The organism is Terrabacter sp. NPDC000476, from assembly GCF_040300125.1.
Classification (GTDB): Bacteria; Actinomycetota; Actinomycetes; order Actinomycetales; family Dermatophilaceae; genus Terrabacter.
Genome location: NZ_JBEPDF010000003.1, coordinates 176,082 through 191,069, shown reverse-complemented (window position 1 = coordinate 191,069; position 14,988 = coordinate 176,082). Strand labels below are relative to the sequence as shown.

Genomic DNA, 14,988 nt, shown 5'->3' with positions numbered 1-14,988 from the left:
CGCCGACCTCAGCGCGCGCGCCGGCGCGAGGCCGGCCGCTTGTCGCTCGGGCGCTGGACCCGCTGACCGGCCTCCGCCGCCGCGACGGCGAGCCCGACGCCGTGGCCGGCGAGGGCGTCGACGAGACCGAGGGCCGAGGCCTCCTGGGCGAGCACGTCGACCCGGAGGCCGTGCTCCTGGGCCGTCTTGGCCGTGGCCGGCCCGATGCAGGCGACGACCGTCGCGGTGTGCGGCTTGCCGGCGATGCCGACGAGGTTGCGCACCGTCGAGCTCGACGTGAAGAGCACGGCGTCGTAGTCGCCGCCCTTGATGGCGTCGCGGATCGGGGCGGCCGGCGGCGCGGCCCGCACCGTGCGGTAGGCCGTGACGTCGTCGACCTCCCAGCCCATGTCGCGCAGCCCGGCGACGAGCGTCTCGGTCGCGATGTCGGCGCGCGGCAGGAGCACGCGGTTGATCGGGTCGAGCACCTCGTCGAACTCGGGCCAGGCCTCGAGCAGGCCGGCGGCCGACTGCTCCGCCTCGGGCACGAGGTCGGGGTTGATCCCCCACTCGCGCAGGGCGGCTGCCGTGACGCCGCCGACCGCGGCGACCTTGAGGCCGGCGAAGGCGCGGGCGTCGAGCCCGAGCTCCTCGAACCGCTCGCGCACGGCGCGCACGGCGTTGACCGACGTGAAGCCGATCCACTCGTAGCGGCCCGTGACGAGACCCTTGACGGCCTTCTCCATCTGCTGCGGCGTGCGCGGCGGCTCGACCGAGATGGTCGGCACGACGTCCGCGGTGGCGCCGTAGGCGGCGAGCCGCTCGACCATCGGGCCGGCCTGCGCCTGCGTGCGCGGTACGAGGACCTTCCAGCCGAAGAGCGGCTTGGTCTCGAACCACGAGAACTCCTCGCGCAGCCCGACGTTCGGCGACACGACGGCGAGCGACACCTCGAGGGGCTCCTTGCCGCCGAAGACCGAGTCGGCCTCGCCCAGCGTCGTCGCCACCGACGACTGGCGCACCGTGGTGCCGTGGGCGGAGAGCGCGACGAGGGCGTCGGCCGGTCGACCGGCGGACCGCAGGGCGGCCAGCGCCGAGCGGATCGAGTCGGTGCTGCCGAGCAGCACGAGCGTGTCGTCGTCGGAGGCGTAGGCCGAGTAGTCGACGCCCGAGCGGTCGGCGCCGAGCACGTGCACCGCCCCGGTCGTCTTCGACGTCAGGGGCACCCCGGCATACGTCGGCCCGGCCGTGACGGCGGAGACGCCGGGCACGACGTCGAAGGTGATGCCGGCCTTGCGGCACGCGCGCACCTCCTCGACGAGCCCGTTGAAGGTCGCGGGGTCGCCGTCCATGAGCCGCACGACGAGGCCACCCGGTGCGACCGACTTCGCGGCGCGCACGACGAGCTTGGCCCGGCCGGCGTGCGTCAGCTCCTGACCCTGCTCCCCGTGCCCGGCGTCGACGATCTCGACGTCGGCGCGGGCGTGCTCGAGCACGACCTCGTCGCGGGTGATGCGGTCGAGCACCACGACGTCGGCGGCGGCGAGCAGGTCGCGTCCGCGCAGCGTCATGAGCCCGGGGTCGCCCGGGCCGGAGCCGACGAAGGCCACGCGGGCCGGCGTCGTCGAGTGCGTGGGAGTCGGAGCCGTCTGCTCGGACGGCGGGCGGGAAGGAGTCACGAAGCTTGCTCCGGTTCGTGGGTGGCGTGGTCGGATGCGGTGGAGCTGGAGGGCGCGAGGTCGGCGGCGCCGTCCTCGAGGAGGATTCGGGCGAGGTCGGCGCCGAGCGCCTCGGGCCGGTCGTAGGGGCCGACGAGGGACCGGCGCAGCTCGACGGTGCCGTCCTCGCTGCCGGCGAAGGCGCGGAGCGACAGCTCGAGACCGTCGTCGCCCTCGACGACCTCGGCGAGCGCGCCGACCGGGGCCGTGCAGCCGGCCTCGAGCGTGGCGAGGAGCGAACGCTCGGCCGTGACGCACGTGCGGGTGTCGACGTCGTCGAGCACCGTCACGGCGGCGACGACGTCGGAGCGGTCGGACCGGCACTCGACGGCGAGGGCGCCCTGACCGGGCGCGGGCAGCACCTGGATGGGGTCGAGCACCTCGGTGGCTTGGTCGAGGCGGCCCAGACGGGCGAGCCCGGCACGCGCCAGCACGACGGCGTCGAGCGCCCCCGAGGTGACGAATCCGATTCTCGTGTCGACGTTCCCGCGGATCGGCCGAATCTCGAGACCGAGCCCGAGAGCCGCCAGCTGGGCGGTGCGGCGTGGCGACCCGGTGCCGACGACGGCGCCCGCGGGCAGCTCGCCGAGCGTGAGGCCGTCACGGGCGACGAGCACGTCGCGGCTGTCCTCGCGCACCGGGACGGCGGCCACCGTGAGGCCCGGCTCGGGCGCGGTCGGCAGGTCCTTGAGCGAGTGCACGGCGACGTCGATGCGACCGTCGAGCAGGGCCCGGCGGATCGCCGCGGCGAAGACCCCGGTGCCGCCGATGGCCGTCAGCAGCTCGCCCGACACGTCGCCCTCGGTCGTGATCTCGACGAGCTCGACCTCGTGACCCGCGGCGCGCAGCCGGTCCGCGACCCAGCCCGACTGCGTCGTGGCGAGGGCCGAGCGGCGGGTGCCGAGGCGCAGCGCGGTCATGACTGGGCCCGCTTCGGCGGGATGGACACGTTGGCGACGTCCTTCGGCTCGAGGTCGAACAGCTCGCGCAGGGCGGCGGCGTAGTCCTCGCCGCTGCCCTCCATGGCGAACTCCTTGACCCGCATCGTGGGGGTGTGGAGCAGCTTCTCGACGATCCGGTGCACCGCGAGGCCGACCTCGGCGCGTGTCGTCTCGTCGAGCCCGGGGAGGCGCTGGTCGAGGCGGTCCATCTCCGAGGCGACGAGGGCCGCGGCCCGGGCCCGCAGGGCGGCGACCGTCGGCGCCACCGACTTCTCCATGCGGCGGGTCAGGTAGTCGGCGACCTCCCCGGTGACGAGCTCGCGCACACGGACCACCTGGGTCGTGTCGGCGCGGCCCTCGAGCAGCAGGCCGAGGGCCTGCAGGTCGACGAGCGTGACACCGGGGACGGGGTGCTCCCAGGTGTCGGCCGGCTCGACGTCGCGGGGCAGCGCGAGGTCGACGACGACCTGCGGACGGCCGCCGCGGCTCGCCGCGCTCTCGGCGAGCATCTCGGCCGTGATGACGTGGCCGACGGCCCCGGTGCAGGTGATGACGAGGTCGCTGGACGCGAGCACGTCGGGCAGCGCGTGCCACGGCCGGGCCTGCCCGGAGGTCGCCGCCGCGAGGCGCTCGGCTCGCTCGGGCGTGCGGTTGACGATCGTCAGGGAGTCGACGCCGGCGCGGTGCACCGTCGCCGCGGCGAGCCCGCTCATGCCGCCGGCGCCCACGACGGCGGCGCTCACCCCGGCGAGGGGCCCGAGCACGGCGGTCGCCTCCTCGAGCGCGATCTGCACGAGCGACACGCTGTGCTGGTCGATGTCGGTCTCGGTGTGCGCGCGCTTGCCGACGCGCAACGCGCCCTGGAAGAGCGCGTTGAGCGATTCCCCCACCTGGCCGCGCTGCTGCGAGGCCGCCAGCGCGTCGCGCATCTGGCCGAGGATCTGGGCCTCGCCGACGGCCATCGAGTCGAGCCCGCACGCCACGGTGAAGGTGTGCGCGACGGCCGCGTCGTCGTAGCGGACGTACAGGTGGTCGGCGAGCGCCTCGGCGCGGGCGGCGAGCGCCGCGCTCGGGTCGCCGGGCGGCAGGTCGGCCAGGGGGCGCGTGCCCTCGGCCGGCTCGATGCCGGCGGCGAGCGCGAGGGACTCACCGATGGCCGCCACCGCGGGGTGGAAGGCGGGAACGGCGGCATACACCTCGAGGCGGTTGCACGTGGAGAGCACGACGGCCTCGCTCGCGGTCGCCGAGGAGAGCACCGAGGCGGCGATGGCGCGGCTGGCGTCGGGGTGCTCCGCGAGCGCCTCGAGCACCGACAGCGGTGCGGTGTGGTGCGACAGGCCGATGACGAGCAGGCTCACGAGCTGGCCACCGCCTCGCGCAGGTGGCCCGCGGCGAGCGACTTGCGCTGCGCGTGGAAGGCCAGGATCTGCAGCTCGGTCGAGAGGTCGACCCGGCGCACGTCGACGCCCTCGGGGACCGAGAGCACGGCCGGCGCGAAGTTGAGGATCGAGCTGATGCCGGCGCCCACGAGCGCGTCGCAGACGGCCTGCGCGGCCGGCGCGGGCGTCGCGATGACGCCGATGGCGATGGCCTCGACGGCGTGGTGCGCGGGCAGCTCGGCGAGCGGGCGGATCGGCACGCCGACCACGAGCTCGTCCGCCAGGAGGGGGTCGTCGTCGTAGAGCCCGACGATGCGGAACCCCTTGGTGACGAAGCCGGAGTAGGACGCGAGGGCGTGACCGAGGTTGCCCATCCCGACGATGGCCACGGGCCAGTCCTCGGTGAGCCCGAGGGCGCGCGAGATCTCGAGGGCGAGCGTCTCGACGTCGTAGCCGACGCCGCGGACCCCGTAGGAGCCGAGGTGGCTGAGGTCCTTGCGCAGCTGGGCCGAGCGGACGCCCACCTCGGCGGCAAGCTCTTCGGACGAGACCGACAGGACGCCGTCCTCAGCGAGGCGCGACAGCGTCCGGAGGTACTCGGGAAGCCGCGCGACGGTTGCGTCGGGGATCTCTCGACGCAGTGCAGGGTCGGCGGACACGCTTGCTCACCGGCTCCTCTCAGCGAGGCGTTCGGAACGAACGCGGAGCACGTGGGGACTCGATCAGGCTAGACGTTTGTGAAGGCATGCACAAAGTTGACGGGAGGGCGTCTACCACGGCATGGGGCGGGGTAGGGAGGCAGGTCACCCCAACGCGGCTCGGAGCCGCGCCTCGTCGACCCGCCAGAAGTCGTGCCGCCGCCCGTCGACGAAGGTGACGGGGATCTGCTCCGCGTAGCGCCGCAGCAGCTCCGGGTCGTCGTCGACCGAGCGCTCCTCCCACGTGACGCCGAGCTCGCGCACCACCCGCTCGACGACGACGCGCGCGTCGTCGCAGAGGTGGCAGCCCGGCCGTCCGAGCAGGACGACCCGGGGGGCCGCGGCGCCGTCGTGCTCGATCGTCATGCCCACCACTGTAGGACGGTGGACCGCCGTGCAGGTCCTCTCGACGGTCTTCTCGGCCGGGCCCGCCGGCGACCGCGGACCGCCGTCCACGTGGTGAGCGCCACGTCGCCGGGCTCCCATCGGGCGCCGGCTTCCGCCAGACTGTCGACCGATGCGCGTCAGGACGTCGGCCCCCCGACCCCGCCCTGCCCCGGGACCGTCCCCGGCCGCGGCGTGGACGCCGCCTACCCCGGCGCCGGCCACCCCGACCACCCCGGCCCCGGCGGGCGCGGCGCCCGGCTGGCGCGCGGCGTTCGACGCGCTGTGGGCCGCGATCGCCGACGAGGGCACGCTCACCGGCGGCACCGGACCGGGGGCCGGCCGCGGCCGGCCGGGCGAGCGGGACGCCGCCGAGCAGGCCCGCATCGCGGCGCTCGTCGAGCTGGCCCAGGGCGGTGACACGGAGGCGTTCGCGCAGCTCTACGACGCCTACGTCGACACCGTCTTCCGCTACGTGCTCGTGCGCGTCGCCCACCGCCCGCTCGCCGAGGACCTCACGTCCGAGACCTTCCTGCGCGCCCTGCGCCGCATCGACTCGTTCACCTGGCAGGGCAAGGACATCGCGGCCTGGTTCGTCACGATCGCGCGCAACCTCGTCGCCGACCACGTGAAGTCGGCGCGGTTCCGCTTCGAGGTGACGACGGCCGACATGCGCGACGCCGACGAGCGCGTCGACGCCCCCGACGACGAGGTGCTGGCGCGGCTGCGGGACGAACGGCTCGTGGCGGCCATCCGGACCCTCGGCCCCGACCAGGCCGAGTGCGTGACGCTGCGCTTCCTGCAGGGCCTCAGCCTGGCCGAGACCGCCGCCGTCCTCGGCAAGTCCGAGGGCGCGGTCAAGCAGCTCCAGCTCCGCGCCGTGCGCGGCCTGCGCCGCGAGCTCGAGGGGGTGGCGCTGTGAGTCCGCGCCCCGTCGTCCGCCGCCGTATGCCGGGTGCCCCCACCGCGCGTAACCTCCCCGGTCGCCCCCTCGTTCTCAGTGGGCCGGGGGGCGACCGCGCGCGCATCGTGAACCTCGCGGGCCGTCGGCCCCGCCGCCCACCTGACCCCAGCACCTGACACACCCGCCCCCCGACCACCCGACCACCCGACCACCCGACCAGCCCGCACCGGACGCAGGAGGAGCCATGGACCTCGGCCGCACCGCCGACGCCGAGCTGCTCCAGCGCGCCCTCGACGGCGAGGCGGTCGGCGACCCCGGCATCCTCGAGCTCGTGACGGTGCTGCACGCGGTCACGGCCCTCGAGCAGGCCGGGCTCGCCCCGCGCCCGGCGTTCGTCGCCGACCTGCGCGCGCGGCTCCTCGAGGAGGGCGCGTCGCCCGCCGTGGCCACCGACGCCGGCGCGGACGCCGACGCGGGCGCCGACGCCGGCGCGGGCCGGGAGGACGGCTCGTCGGCCACGGTGTCGGTGCTGCACGTCGCCACCCGACCGCTCAAGCTGCTCGCCGCCGCGGCCGCGGCGGTCATCGTCGTCGGCGGCGCCGTCGGCGTCGCCTCCCGCTCGGCCGTGCCCGGCGACTCGCTCTACGGCGTCAAGCAGCTGCTCAACCGGGCGGCCGTCGAGATCGCCGGGTCGCGGGTCGACCGCGGCCTGACCTACCTCGCGCAGGCGCAGGAGCACGTCGACGAGGCCCGCGGCCTGCTGGACCGCGGGGCCCCGGCGCCGCACGACCTCGACGACGCGTACGACGCGGCCACCGACGCCACGCTCCGCGCACAGACCCTGCTGCTCGAGGCGTACCGCACCGAGCAGCGCACCGACGCGCTGACCGAGCTGTCGGACTTCTACACCCGGGCGGTGCCCCAGGTCGACGCGATGCGCCCCCGCGTGCCGGCCGACTCGCTCGAGTCGTGGCAGCGGCTGCGCGACACCCTCGGCGCCGGCCGGGTCGCGACGCTTCACGAGCTCGCGGCCTGCAGGACGTGCGGGGACCTCGCAGCGGCGGCCCGCCGCAAGCTGGCGACGCTGACGACGGGCGCGGCCACCCCACCCGTCGCCACCCTCGCGGCCACCGGGGCCACGCGTCCGACGCCGCCGCGGACCGCGCCGGGCGCCGGCGCGACGGCCGCACCCACCCGACCGGGTGGCACCCGCCCGCCGACCGGCAGGCCGACCGACGCCCCCACCGGCATCCCGACAAGCACGGGCCCCGCGGGCGCCGGCACCCCCGGCGGGGTCACGGGTGGGGTCACGGGCGGCGTCACCCTGCCGGGAGCGACGATCGGCCTCCCCGGTGTCGGGGTCACGAGCTCGACCGTGGGCGCCGGCGGTGGGGGCGTCACCCTGCCCGGTGCCACCGTGAGCCTGCCGACCGTGGGCGTCACGCCCTCGACGATCCACGCCGGCGGCGGCGGGGTCACCCTGCCGGGCGTGACGGTCAGCGTGCCGTCGCTGACGATCCCGGTGCCCCCGCTGCCGCTGCCCTGAGGCACGACCGCACGCGGGAGCGGCCCCGGCGAGCGACCCGTCGGCTCAGAGGAAGACGGACGTGCGGTGCATCAGCAGGCTGTAGAGCGTCTGCTGGATCGTCTCGCGCACCTGGTCGGTGAGGTCGAAGACGAGCATCGGGTCGTCGGCGGCCTCGGGACCGAAGGCGCTCGTGTCGATCGGCGGGCCGAACTCGATGAGCCACTTGCTCGGGAGCGGCACGAGCCCCAGCGGCCCGAGCAGCGGGAACGTCGGGGTGATCGGGGCGTACGGCAGCCCGAGCAGGCGCGCGACGGCGGGCATGTCACCGAGGATCGGGTAGATCTCCTCGGCCCCGACGATCGAGACGGGGACGATGGGCACGCCGGCGCGCAGGGCGGCGGAGACGAAGCCGCCGCGTCCGAAGCGCTGCAGCTTGTAGCGCTCGGTGAACGGCTTGCCGACGCCCTTGAAGCCCTCCGGCCACACCCCGACGAGGGCGCCCTTGCGCAGCAGGCGCTCGGCGTCGGTGTTCGCCGCGAGCGTCGTGCCGGAGCGGCGCGCCATGGTGCCGACGAACGGCGTCGAGAAGACGAGGTCGGCGCCGAGCATGCGCAGGTGACGGTGCCGCGGGTGCTCGTCGTAGACGGCCACCTGCGTCATGAGGGAGTCCATGGCGATCGTGCCGGAGTGGTTGCCGACGACGAGCGCGCCCCCGACGTCGGGGACGTTCTCGATGCCGCGCACCTCGACGCGGAACCACTTGCGGTAGAGCGGTCGCAGCAGCGGCAGGTGGACGTTGACGGTGTAGTCCTCGTCGAAGCCGAACTCGTCGACCTCGTAGTCGCCCGAGAGCCGGCGCCTCAGGTAGGCGAGCGACTCCGCCACCTGGCGCTCCACGTCGTCGGCCGGCACGCCCGCCGTGGTGGCAGCCGCCCGCAGCACGTTGACGGCGAGCTCGACGAGCTCGGCCGGCCCGGGGCGGGTCTGCGTCGAGGACTCCACGCCGCCACGCACGGCACCGACGAGCTGCTCGGCGCGCGCCTGCAGCCCGCCCGGCAGGGCCCGCTCCCAGCCCGGTGCGTCGTCGGAGGCCGGATGCCGGGTGGCGGCGGGTGCGGCGGGCGCGTCGTCGGCGTCGACCTCGACGGGCGGCACCGCCCGTAGCCGGGCCGGCTCGCCCGACCCGGCGCGCCGGGTGGAGCGGATCGCGGCCCGGCTCGGGCGGGCCCGCTGCGACGGCTCGGGCGACGACTCGAGCGACGACTCGGGCGACGACCCCGTGGTCGTCCCGGGGGCGGGGGTCTGCGCCGGCTCGGGGGTCGACGTCGGTGCGGTGCTCGGCCGGGGGTCCGGGGTGGGCCGGGGCTCGGGCGTGGGCACGGGCTCCGGGCTCGGGACGGGCTCGGGGGTCGGCACCGGCTCGCGGGTCGGCACCGGCTCGGGCGCCGGCCGGGAGTCCGGGGCGGCACCGGCGGCCTGGCGCCGGGCGACGCTCAGCTCGAGCGGGCCGGTGGCGATGAGCGGCGTACCGCTGCGGCGGCGCCGCTCGCCGGAGGCCCGGTCCGCCCCCGCCGCGAAGGCCCCGCGCGCCGCCGGGCGCCTCGGGCTCGTGGTCGCGGAGGTCTTCGTGGCGGCGCTCCTCGTCGCGGCGGCCTTCGTGGCGGCGCTCTTCGAGGCCGCGGCCTTCGTCGCGGCGGCCTTCGTGGCGGCGCTCTTCCTCGCGGCGCGCTTCGCCGGCGGTTTCGACGCCGACGTCGTCGCGCTCCCCGAGGCGGCCTTCGTCGTGGCCGTCGACGCCGGGCTGCCGGTCGTGGTCCGGCTCGGAGCGGCCCCCTTCGCGGCGGCCTTCTTCGCGCCCTGGGCCCCGGACGGGGCGCCCTCTGCCGCGGCCTTCCTCGTCTTCTCGGTGCGGCCCTTCGCCGCGGCCCGCCGAGGCACGGCGGTCTCGGACGCGTCGGGCGCTGGCGTACGCGGGTCGGTGCTCACGGCTGGATCCTGTCGAAGACACGGGAGAGGGCGGCAGCGGTGCCGCCGGCGGCGTCGCTGACGACCTCGCCGACGCCGTCGACGCCGGGCACGGCAGGGCGTAGGTGCCGGGCGTAGTCCTCGAAGGCGCCCCGGGTCGAGTAGTGGGGCTCGAACTCGAGCACGGCCCGCATCCGGGTCGTGTCGAGCCCGCGCCCGAAGGCGAGGAAGGTCAGCTGGTCGGACGAGAAGTCGGCCAGGCCGCTGCGCTTGACGACGTTGCCGAGCAACCCGGCGGCGGCGAGGGGCACCGGCATCACCGGCCGGCGGGCGATCGCCGCGCACTGGGCGACGGTGAGGAAGCCGTCGCCCGCCACGTTGACGATGCCGACGGCCGGGCCGGTCGTCGCGAGGATCATCGCCGCCGTCGCGTCGTCCTCGTGGAGGAACTGCACGCGGGCGTCGTAGCCCAGCGGCACGGGCACGACCGGCAGCGCGAAGTAGTCGGTGATCGCCGTGTGGATGTCGGGCCCGACGACGTTCGCGAGGCGGAGCATCGTGATCTCGACGTCGGGGCGGCGGCGCGAGAAGCCGCGCACGTAGCCCTCGACCTCGACCGAGTCCTTGCCGAACCCCGTGCGCGGCAGCGTCTTGGGGTTCATGTCCTCGCTGAACATCGCCGGGTCGCGCGGCGACGAGCCGTAGACGGAGGCCGAGGACTTAACCACGAGGCGCTGCACCGACTCCGACTTCTGGCACGCGGCGAGCAGCTGCATCGTGCCGATGACGTTGATCTCCTTCTGCGTCACCCGGCCCCCGGTGTCCTTGGGCGTCGCGATGACGTTCATGTGCACGACGGTGTCGACGTCCGACTGCGCCATGATCCGGCCGATCATCGGGTTGCGGATGTCGGCGCGCACGAACTCCGCCCGGCCGATCGAGTGCTTCGGCGGCACGACGTCGACGCCGAGGATGCGCTCGATGGTGGGGTCGGTGGAGAGGCGGCGGGCGTAGAGGCCGCCGAGGTGGCGCGAGACCCCCGTGACGAGGACGATCCTGGCCATCCGGCTCCTCCTCATCGTCGGTCGCCGCGGGCACGCTCGTGCCCGCGCCTGCGCGTCGGGCGGAGCAGGCCGCGCTCCCCCGCACGTGCAGCCTACCGACGCCGGCCGGCATCCGTCGTCGGGCGTCCCCGGGGATGTGTCAGGCGTCTCGCCGGGAACGCGAACGACCCCCACCGGTCGGTGAGGGTCGAGAGCGAGCGGGGCGGAGCCACCGCACCTGATCTGGTCAGGTCACTTCTTGTTGCGGCGCTGGTGACGCGTCTTGCGCAGCAGCTTGCGGTGCTTCTTCTTGGCCATCCGCTTGCGCCGCTTCTTGATGACAGAACCCATGTTTGTCCTCGCCGTGTGTCTGATCGTGAGTGAGCTGATGTCGACCTGCGTCGACACATCACCGCGAGGGTAGGTCGAAGTACACGAGCCGAACAGGGTCACCAGAGTAGCGCCTGCCTGCCGAGACCCCAAAAGTCGAGCCCCCACGCCGCACGTCGAGGGGGCGGCCACGACCCGATGGTCGTGACCGCCCCCTCGTGCGCACCGCGAGTGCTCACGCGGTGTCGATGTACGACGTCTGCAGGTAGGTGTGCACCGCGTCCTCCGGAACCCGGAAGGAGCGGCCGACGCGCACGGCAGGGAGGTCCCCACCGTGGACGAGCCGGTAGACCGTCATCTTCGACACCCGCATGATCGAGGCGACCTCGGCGACGGTCAGGAACCGCACCTCGGCGAGCTGGCGCTCATTCGACATGTGTAACCCCGATCTTCAGTGGTCGCACCCGCGCGTCGACGGCTTCCCCTCCGGCGAAAACTGCACGCAGGTGCAAGAAGCAACATTAGGGGCAGATGTGACTGGAGGGGAAGCGATGAGGACAATTGTCGGCACGGATGCAAGCCGACACGCCGCAGGACGCCGCGCCGATCAGGGCGCCAGTCGGTTGAGGTCGCGAGGGAAGAGCGCCACCTCGCGGACGTTCTCGGCCCCCGTCAGCCGGGCGACCCACCGCTCCAGCCCGATGGCGAAGCCGCCGTGCGGCGGCATGCCGTGCGCGAAGGCGTCGAGGTAGCCACCGAGCACCGCCGGGTCGGTGCCCGTCCGCTCGAGCGCCGCGGCGTAGTCGGACGGCCGGTGCAGCCGCTGCCCACCCGTCGTCAGCTCGAGCCCGCGGAAGAGCAGGTCGAAGCTGTTCGAGTAGCGGCCGACCTCGCGCCGCGGGTCGTCCGCGTCGCACTCCGGCGGGGGCGGGCCCTGGGGGTGGGTGTAGAACGGCCGCTTGGCCATCGGGTAGCCCTCCACCGCAAGGAAGTCCGAGCCGTGTGCCGTCCTGGCCCACTCGCTGAGCTGCCGCTCGTGCGCTGGGCTGAGGTCGGGCTCGTCCGGGTCCGCCCCCACCATGGCGAGCGCGTCGCGGAAGTGGATGACGGGGAACTCGTCCGGGACGCGGGGCAGGTCGACGCCGAGCAGGGCCACGGCCTCCGCCGCCTCCGTCCCGATGGCGTCCACCATCCCGGCGATCGCCTCCCGGAGCACGGCCAGCACGTCGCGGTGGTCGCGGACGAAGCCCAGCTCGGCGTCGAGCGACGTGTACTGCGCGAGGTGGCGCACCGTGTCGTGGGGCTCCGCCCGGAAGACCGGGCCCACCTCGAAGACGCGCTCGAAGACCCCGACGAGCATCTGCTTGTAGAGCTGCGGGCTCTGGGCGAGGTAGGCCGTGCGGCCGAAGTAGTCGACGGTGAAGACCGTCGACCCCGACTCGGTGGCCGTGCCGACGAGCTTGGGCGTCGCGATCTCCGTGAACTCGAGCGCCCCGAGGGCAGAGCGGAACCCGCGCATCGAGGCGCTGGCGATCTGCCACGCCGCGCGGTGGCGCGGGTGGCGCAGCGTCACGGCCGCGTGGTCGAGGTGCGTCGGCAGGCCGGCGCCGAAGGTCGGTCGCCACAGCTCGGTCGGCGGTGCGGCCGCGGGCTCCGTCAGGGCGGTCACCTCCGGCTCGACGAGCTCCGCGCCGCCGGGTGCCGACGCGTTGGCGGTCGCGGTCCCGGTCACCGAGACGACCGTCTCCTCGGGCAGCCCCCCGAGCTGCTCGACGACGGCGGGGTCCTTGACGACGACCTGCGCCAGACCGGAGCGGTCGCGCAGCACGAGGAACGTCACGTGGGCGAGCACGCGTCGCCGGTGGATCCAGCCGGCGAGCGCGACGCGCTCACCCGGCGTGACGGACCCGAGGTCGCGGGCCAGCACGCGCGGAGCGGTGGCCGTGAGTTGGGTTGGTTGCATTCCGTTCACCTCCAGAGGGATTGACGCCCCGGAGGTGTGGGCGATGGGGAATGTCGCTGTGCCACCACACCTTCGCCACCGCAGATCGCGGGCGGCCTTTGGTCGTGCTCGGCTCAGGATCGTCAGGCCCCTCGTCGCCGTGACGGTCATGCTAGGAGACGTCGAGCGCCGGCGTCCAACGGATTGGCCGGGCCGACGTGCCGACCTCCCGACCTGCCGACGCGCCGGCGGAACCGGGTCAGTCGAAGTGGACGTCGAGCCCGTGGAGCGGGAAGACGGCGGTGCGGGTCGCCATGACGGCCCGGTCGACCTCGCTCGCCGGGTCGTAGCCCATCTCCCAGGACCGCCACCACAGCGGACCGTCCTCGGCGGTCAGGTCGCCCATCCGGCGTGGACCGGGGCGGCCGAAGAGCTGCTCGACGTGCGCGCGCCAGGCCTCGGGCACCTCGACGCTCGTCCGGATCGGCTGGTGCGCGGCGATGGCGGTGACGTGGGTCCACGTCCGGGGCACCACCGACACGACCTCGTAGCCGCCGCCGCCGAGCGCCACCCAGCGCCCGTCGCAGACCTCGTGCGCGAGGCGGTGGAGCGCGTCGGCCGCCGCCCGCTGGGCGTCGACGGTGACGGCGAAGTGTGCGAGCGGGTCCTCCGCGTGCGTGTCGCAGCCGTGCTGGGTGACGAGCACGTCCGGTTTGAAGGCGCGCACGACGGGCATGGCGACGGCGTGCAGGGCGCGCAGCCAGCCGGCATCCCCGATCCCGGGCGGCAGCGCGACGTTGACCGCCGTCCCCTCGGCGTCCGGTCCCCCGATGTCGGTGGGCCACCCGGTGCCGGGGAAGAGCGCCCGGCCGGTCTCGTGCACCGACACCGTGAGCACGCGGGGGTCGTCCCAGAAGATCCGCTCGACGCCGTCGCCGTGGTGGACGTCGACGTCGACGTACGCGACGCGCTCGGCGCCGTGGTCGAGCAGCCACTGGATGCCGACCGCGATGTCGTTGTAGACGCAGAAGCCGCTCGCCGCCCCCGGCATCGCGTGGTGGAGGCCGCCGGTGAAGTTGACGGCGTGCGCCGCCTCGCCGGTCCACACCGCGCGGGCGCTGTCGACCGTGCCGGAGACGACGCGCGCGCTCGCGTCGTGCATGCCCGCGAACGCGGGGTCGTCCTCGGTGCCGAGGCCGTATGCCGGGTCGGCCGTTCGCGGCTCGTCGGACGCCGCGCGCACGGCCGCGACGTAGTCGGCGTCGTGCACGGTCGCGAGGAGGTCGTCCGGGGCCACCTGGGCACCGACGACCTCGACCCCGGCGGCGTCGAACACCCCGAGGGCCTCGCAGAGCCTCGCCGTGAGGTCGAGGCGCACGGGCGCCATCGGGTGCGTGGGGCCGAAGTCGTACCTCGTGAACGAGGTGTCCCAGACGACCCGGGCCTGAGTTGGCATGATGATGACGCTATCGCGGAACCGCGCCCGTGACCGACGGAGGTAGAAACCATGGCCCGCAACCGGCTCTTCGACGACGACGTGATCGTCATCGGGCTGGGACGCTTCGGCTCGGCCGTCGCGCTCGAGCTGACGCGACTGGGGCACCGGGTGGTCGCGGTCGAGCGCGACAACGCCCGCGCCGAGACCTACGTCAACAAGGTGGCCAAGGTCGTGCACGCCGACATGTCGCAGGCGACGGCCATCGACATGATCCGCGACGCCGAGCCGAAGATCGCCATCGTCGGCATCGGCTCGTCGATCGAGTCGTCGGTGCTCGCGGCCGCGAACCTCGTCGACGCCGGGGTCCCCTCGATCTGGGCCAAGGCGCTCTCGCCCGAGCACAAGCGGATCCTCGACCGCATCGGCGTGCACCACGTCATCTCGCCCGAGGCCGACTCGGGCCGGCGCGTCGCCCACCTCGTCAACGGCAAGATGCTCGACTACATCGAGTTCGACGACGGCTTCGCCATCGTCAAGCTGAAGCCGCCGAGCGAGACGATCGGCTTCACCCTCGAGCAGAGCCAGATCCGGCGGAAGTACGGCGTCACCGTGGTCGGGGTCAAGGCCCCCGGCGAGGACTTCACGTACGCCGTGCCGCAGACGAAGGTGTCGGCGCACCACATGCTCATCGTCAGCGGCCCCACCGAGCTCATCGAGCGGTTCGCCGCCCGGCCGTGAG

The 14,988-nt window shown here is 74.5% G+C and carries 15 protein-coding genes; 4 read left to right on the top strand and 11 right to left on the bottom strand.

Going from position 1 to position 14,988, the window contains the following annotated elements:
- Positions 1 to 8 precede the first annotated feature (8 nt).
- The 5 genes from ABT295_RS16910 to ABT295_RS16890 all read right to left on the bottom strand — a co-directional run bounded on the left by ABT295_RS16910 (position 9) and on the right by ABT295_RS16890 (position 5,081).
- On the bottom strand, positions 9 to 1,658 hold the full coding sequence (locus ABT295_RS16910; RefSeq protein WP_352395569.1) for a bifunctional uroporphyrinogen-III C-methyltransferase/uroporphyrinogen-III synthase: 1,650 nt from the start codon (positions 1,656 to 1,658) through the stop codon (positions 9 to 11).
- Positions 1,655 to 2,617: a hydroxymethylbilane synthase gene (gene hemC / locus ABT295_RS16905; RefSeq protein ID WP_352395568.1), complete on the bottom strand. Its 963-nt coding sequence runs from the start codon at positions 2,615 to 2,617 to the stop codon at positions 1,655 to 1,657. The genes ABT295_RS16910 and hemC overlap by 4 nt, the downstream gene beginning before the upstream one ends.
- Positions 2,614 to 3,996, bottom strand: coding sequence for a glutamyl-tRNA reductase (gene hemA, locus ABT295_RS16900; protein WP_352395567.1), 1,383 nt, complete (start codon positions 3,994 to 3,996; stop codon positions 2,614 to 2,616). Before hemA ends, hemC begins: the two co-directional genes overlap by 4 nt.
- On the bottom strand, positions 3,993 to 4,676 hold the full coding sequence (locus tag ABT295_RS16895; RefSeq protein WP_352395566.1) for a redox-sensing transcriptional repressor Rex: 684 nt from the start codon (positions 4,674 to 4,676) through the stop codon (positions 3,993 to 3,995). Before ABT295_RS16895 ends, hemA begins: the two co-directional genes overlap by 4 nt.
- A 144-nt stretch (positions 4,677 to 4,820) precedes the next feature.
- Positions 4,821 to 5,081, bottom strand: a complete 261-nt coding sequence (locus ABT295_RS16890; RefSeq protein WP_352395565.1) for a glutaredoxin family protein — start codon at positions 5,079 to 5,081, stop codon at positions 4,821 to 4,823.
- Positions 5,082 to 5,232: 151 nt separating this feature from the next.
- Here ABT295_RS16890 and ABT295_RS16885 point away from each other — a divergent pair, with 151 nt between their 5' ends.
- Positions 5,233 to 6,021, top strand: a complete 789-nt coding sequence (locus tag ABT295_RS16885; protein WP_352395564.1) for an RNA polymerase sigma factor — start codon at positions 5,233 to 5,235, stop codon at positions 6,019 to 6,021.
- Positions 6,022 to 6,247: 226 nt separating this feature from the next.
- Positions 6,248 to 7,549 (top strand): DUF5667 domain-containing protein, encoded by a 1,302-nt coding sequence (locus ABT295_RS16880; protein ID WP_352395563.1) that lies wholly within the window; start codon positions 6,248 to 6,250, stop codon positions 7,547 to 7,549.
- 45 nt (positions 7,550 to 7,594) lie between these two features.
- On the opposite strand, the gene ABT295_RS16875 is transcribed toward ABT295_RS16880, so the two are convergent.
- On the bottom strand, positions 7,595 to 8,686 hold the full coding sequence (locus ABT295_RS16875) for a lysophospholipid acyltransferase family protein (RefSeq protein ID WP_345508305.1): 1,092 nt from the start codon (positions 8,684 to 8,686) through the stop codon (positions 7,595 to 7,597).
- Here ABT295_RS16875 and ABT295_RS16870 point away from each other — a divergent pair.
- Positions 8,634 to 9,578: a hypothetical protein gene (locus ABT295_RS16870; protein WP_352395562.1), complete on the top strand. Its 945-nt coding sequence runs from the start codon at positions 8,634 to 8,636 to the stop codon at positions 9,576 to 9,578. The genes ABT295_RS16875 and ABT295_RS16870 overlap by 53 nt on opposite strands.
- Here ABT295_RS16870 and ABT295_RS16865 read toward each other — a convergent pair.
- The 5 genes from ABT295_RS16865 to ABT295_RS16845 form a co-directional block, all read right to left on the bottom strand.
- Positions 9,514 to 10,560, bottom strand: coding sequence for an NAD-dependent epimerase/dehydratase family protein (locus tag ABT295_RS16865; RefSeq protein ID WP_352395561.1), 1,047 nt, complete (start codon positions 10,558 to 10,560; stop codon positions 9,514 to 9,516). The two genes, ABT295_RS16870 and ABT295_RS16865, sit on opposite strands and share 65 nt — an antisense overlap.
- A 231-nt stretch (positions 10,561 to 10,791) precedes the next feature.
- Positions 10,792 to 10,890, bottom strand: coding sequence for a 30S ribosomal protein bS22 (locus ABT295_RS16860; protein WP_003792170.1), 99 nt, complete (start codon positions 10,888 to 10,890; stop codon positions 10,792 to 10,794).
- 214 nt (positions 10,891 to 11,104) lie between these two features.
- Entirely contained in the window at positions 11,105 to 11,305 is a 201-nt protein-coding gene (locus ABT295_RS16855) for a helix-turn-helix domain-containing protein (RefSeq protein WP_345508302.1), read from the bottom strand.
- 171 nt (positions 11,306 to 11,476) lie between these two features.
- Positions 11,477 to 12,832 carry an aspartate--tRNA(Asn) ligase gene (aspS, locus tag ABT295_RS16850; RefSeq protein WP_352395560.1) on the bottom strand — a complete coding sequence of 452 codons (1,356 nt, stop codon included), beginning with the start codon at positions 12,830 to 12,832 and terminating at the stop codon, positions 11,477 to 11,479.
- Between the two features lie 238 nt (positions 12,833 to 13,070).
- Positions 13,071 to 14,267 carry an acetoin utilization protein AcuC gene (locus ABT295_RS16845; protein WP_352395559.1) on the bottom strand — a complete coding sequence of 399 codons (1,197 nt, stop codon included), beginning with the start codon at positions 14,265 to 14,267 and terminating at the stop codon, positions 13,071 to 13,073.
- Between the two features lie 51 nt (positions 14,268 to 14,318).
- On the opposite strand from ABT295_RS16845, the gene ABT295_RS16840 reads away from it, so the two are divergent.
- The gene (locus ABT295_RS16840; RefSeq protein WP_352395558.1) at positions 14,319 to 14,987 is read left to right on the top strand and encodes a potassium channel family protein; all 669 of its coding nucleotides are present in this window, start codon (positions 14,319 to 14,321) and stop codon (positions 14,985 to 14,987) included.
- Position 14,988 lies beyond the last annotated feature (1 nt).

Coding starts and splice junctions, on each gene's coding strand:
- hemC (WP_352395568.1), bottom strand. CDS start 2,617: ATGACCGCGCTGCGCCTCGGCACCCGCCGCTCGGCCCTCGCCACGACG.
- ABT295_RS16890 (WP_352395565.1), bottom strand. CDS start 5,081: ATGACGATCGAGCACGACGGCGCCGCGGCCCCCCGGGTCGTCCTGCTC.
- ABT295_RS16885 (WP_352395564.1), top strand. CDS start 5,233: ATGCGCGTCAGGACGTCGGCCCCCCGACCCCGCCCTGCCCCGGGACCG.
- ABT295_RS16880 (WP_352395563.1), top strand. CDS start 6,248: ATGGACCTCGGCCGCACCGCCGACGCCGAGCTGCTCCAGCGCGCCCTC.
- ABT295_RS16865 (WP_352395561.1), bottom strand. CDS start 10,560: ATGGCCAGGATCGTCCTCGTCACGGGGGTCTCGCGCCACCTCGGCGGC.
- ABT295_RS16860 (WP_003792170.1), bottom strand. CDS start 10,890: ATGGGTTCTGTCATCAAGAAGCGGCGCAAGCGGATGGCCAAGAAGAAG.
- ABT295_RS16855 (WP_345508302.1), bottom strand. CDS start 11,305: ATGTCGAATGAGCGCCAGCTCGCCGAGGTGCGGTTCCTGACCGTCGCC.
- aspS (WP_352395560.1), bottom strand. CDS start 12,832: ATGCAACCAACCCAACTCACGGCCACCGCTCCGCGCGTGCTGGCCCGC.
- ABT295_RS16845 (WP_352395559.1), bottom strand. CDS start 14,267: ATGCCAACTCAGGCCCGGGTCGTCTGGGACACCTCGTTCACGAGGTAC.
- ABT295_RS16840 (WP_352395558.1), top strand. CDS start 14,319: ATGGCCCGCAACCGGCTCTTCGACGACGACGTGATCGTCATCGGGCTG.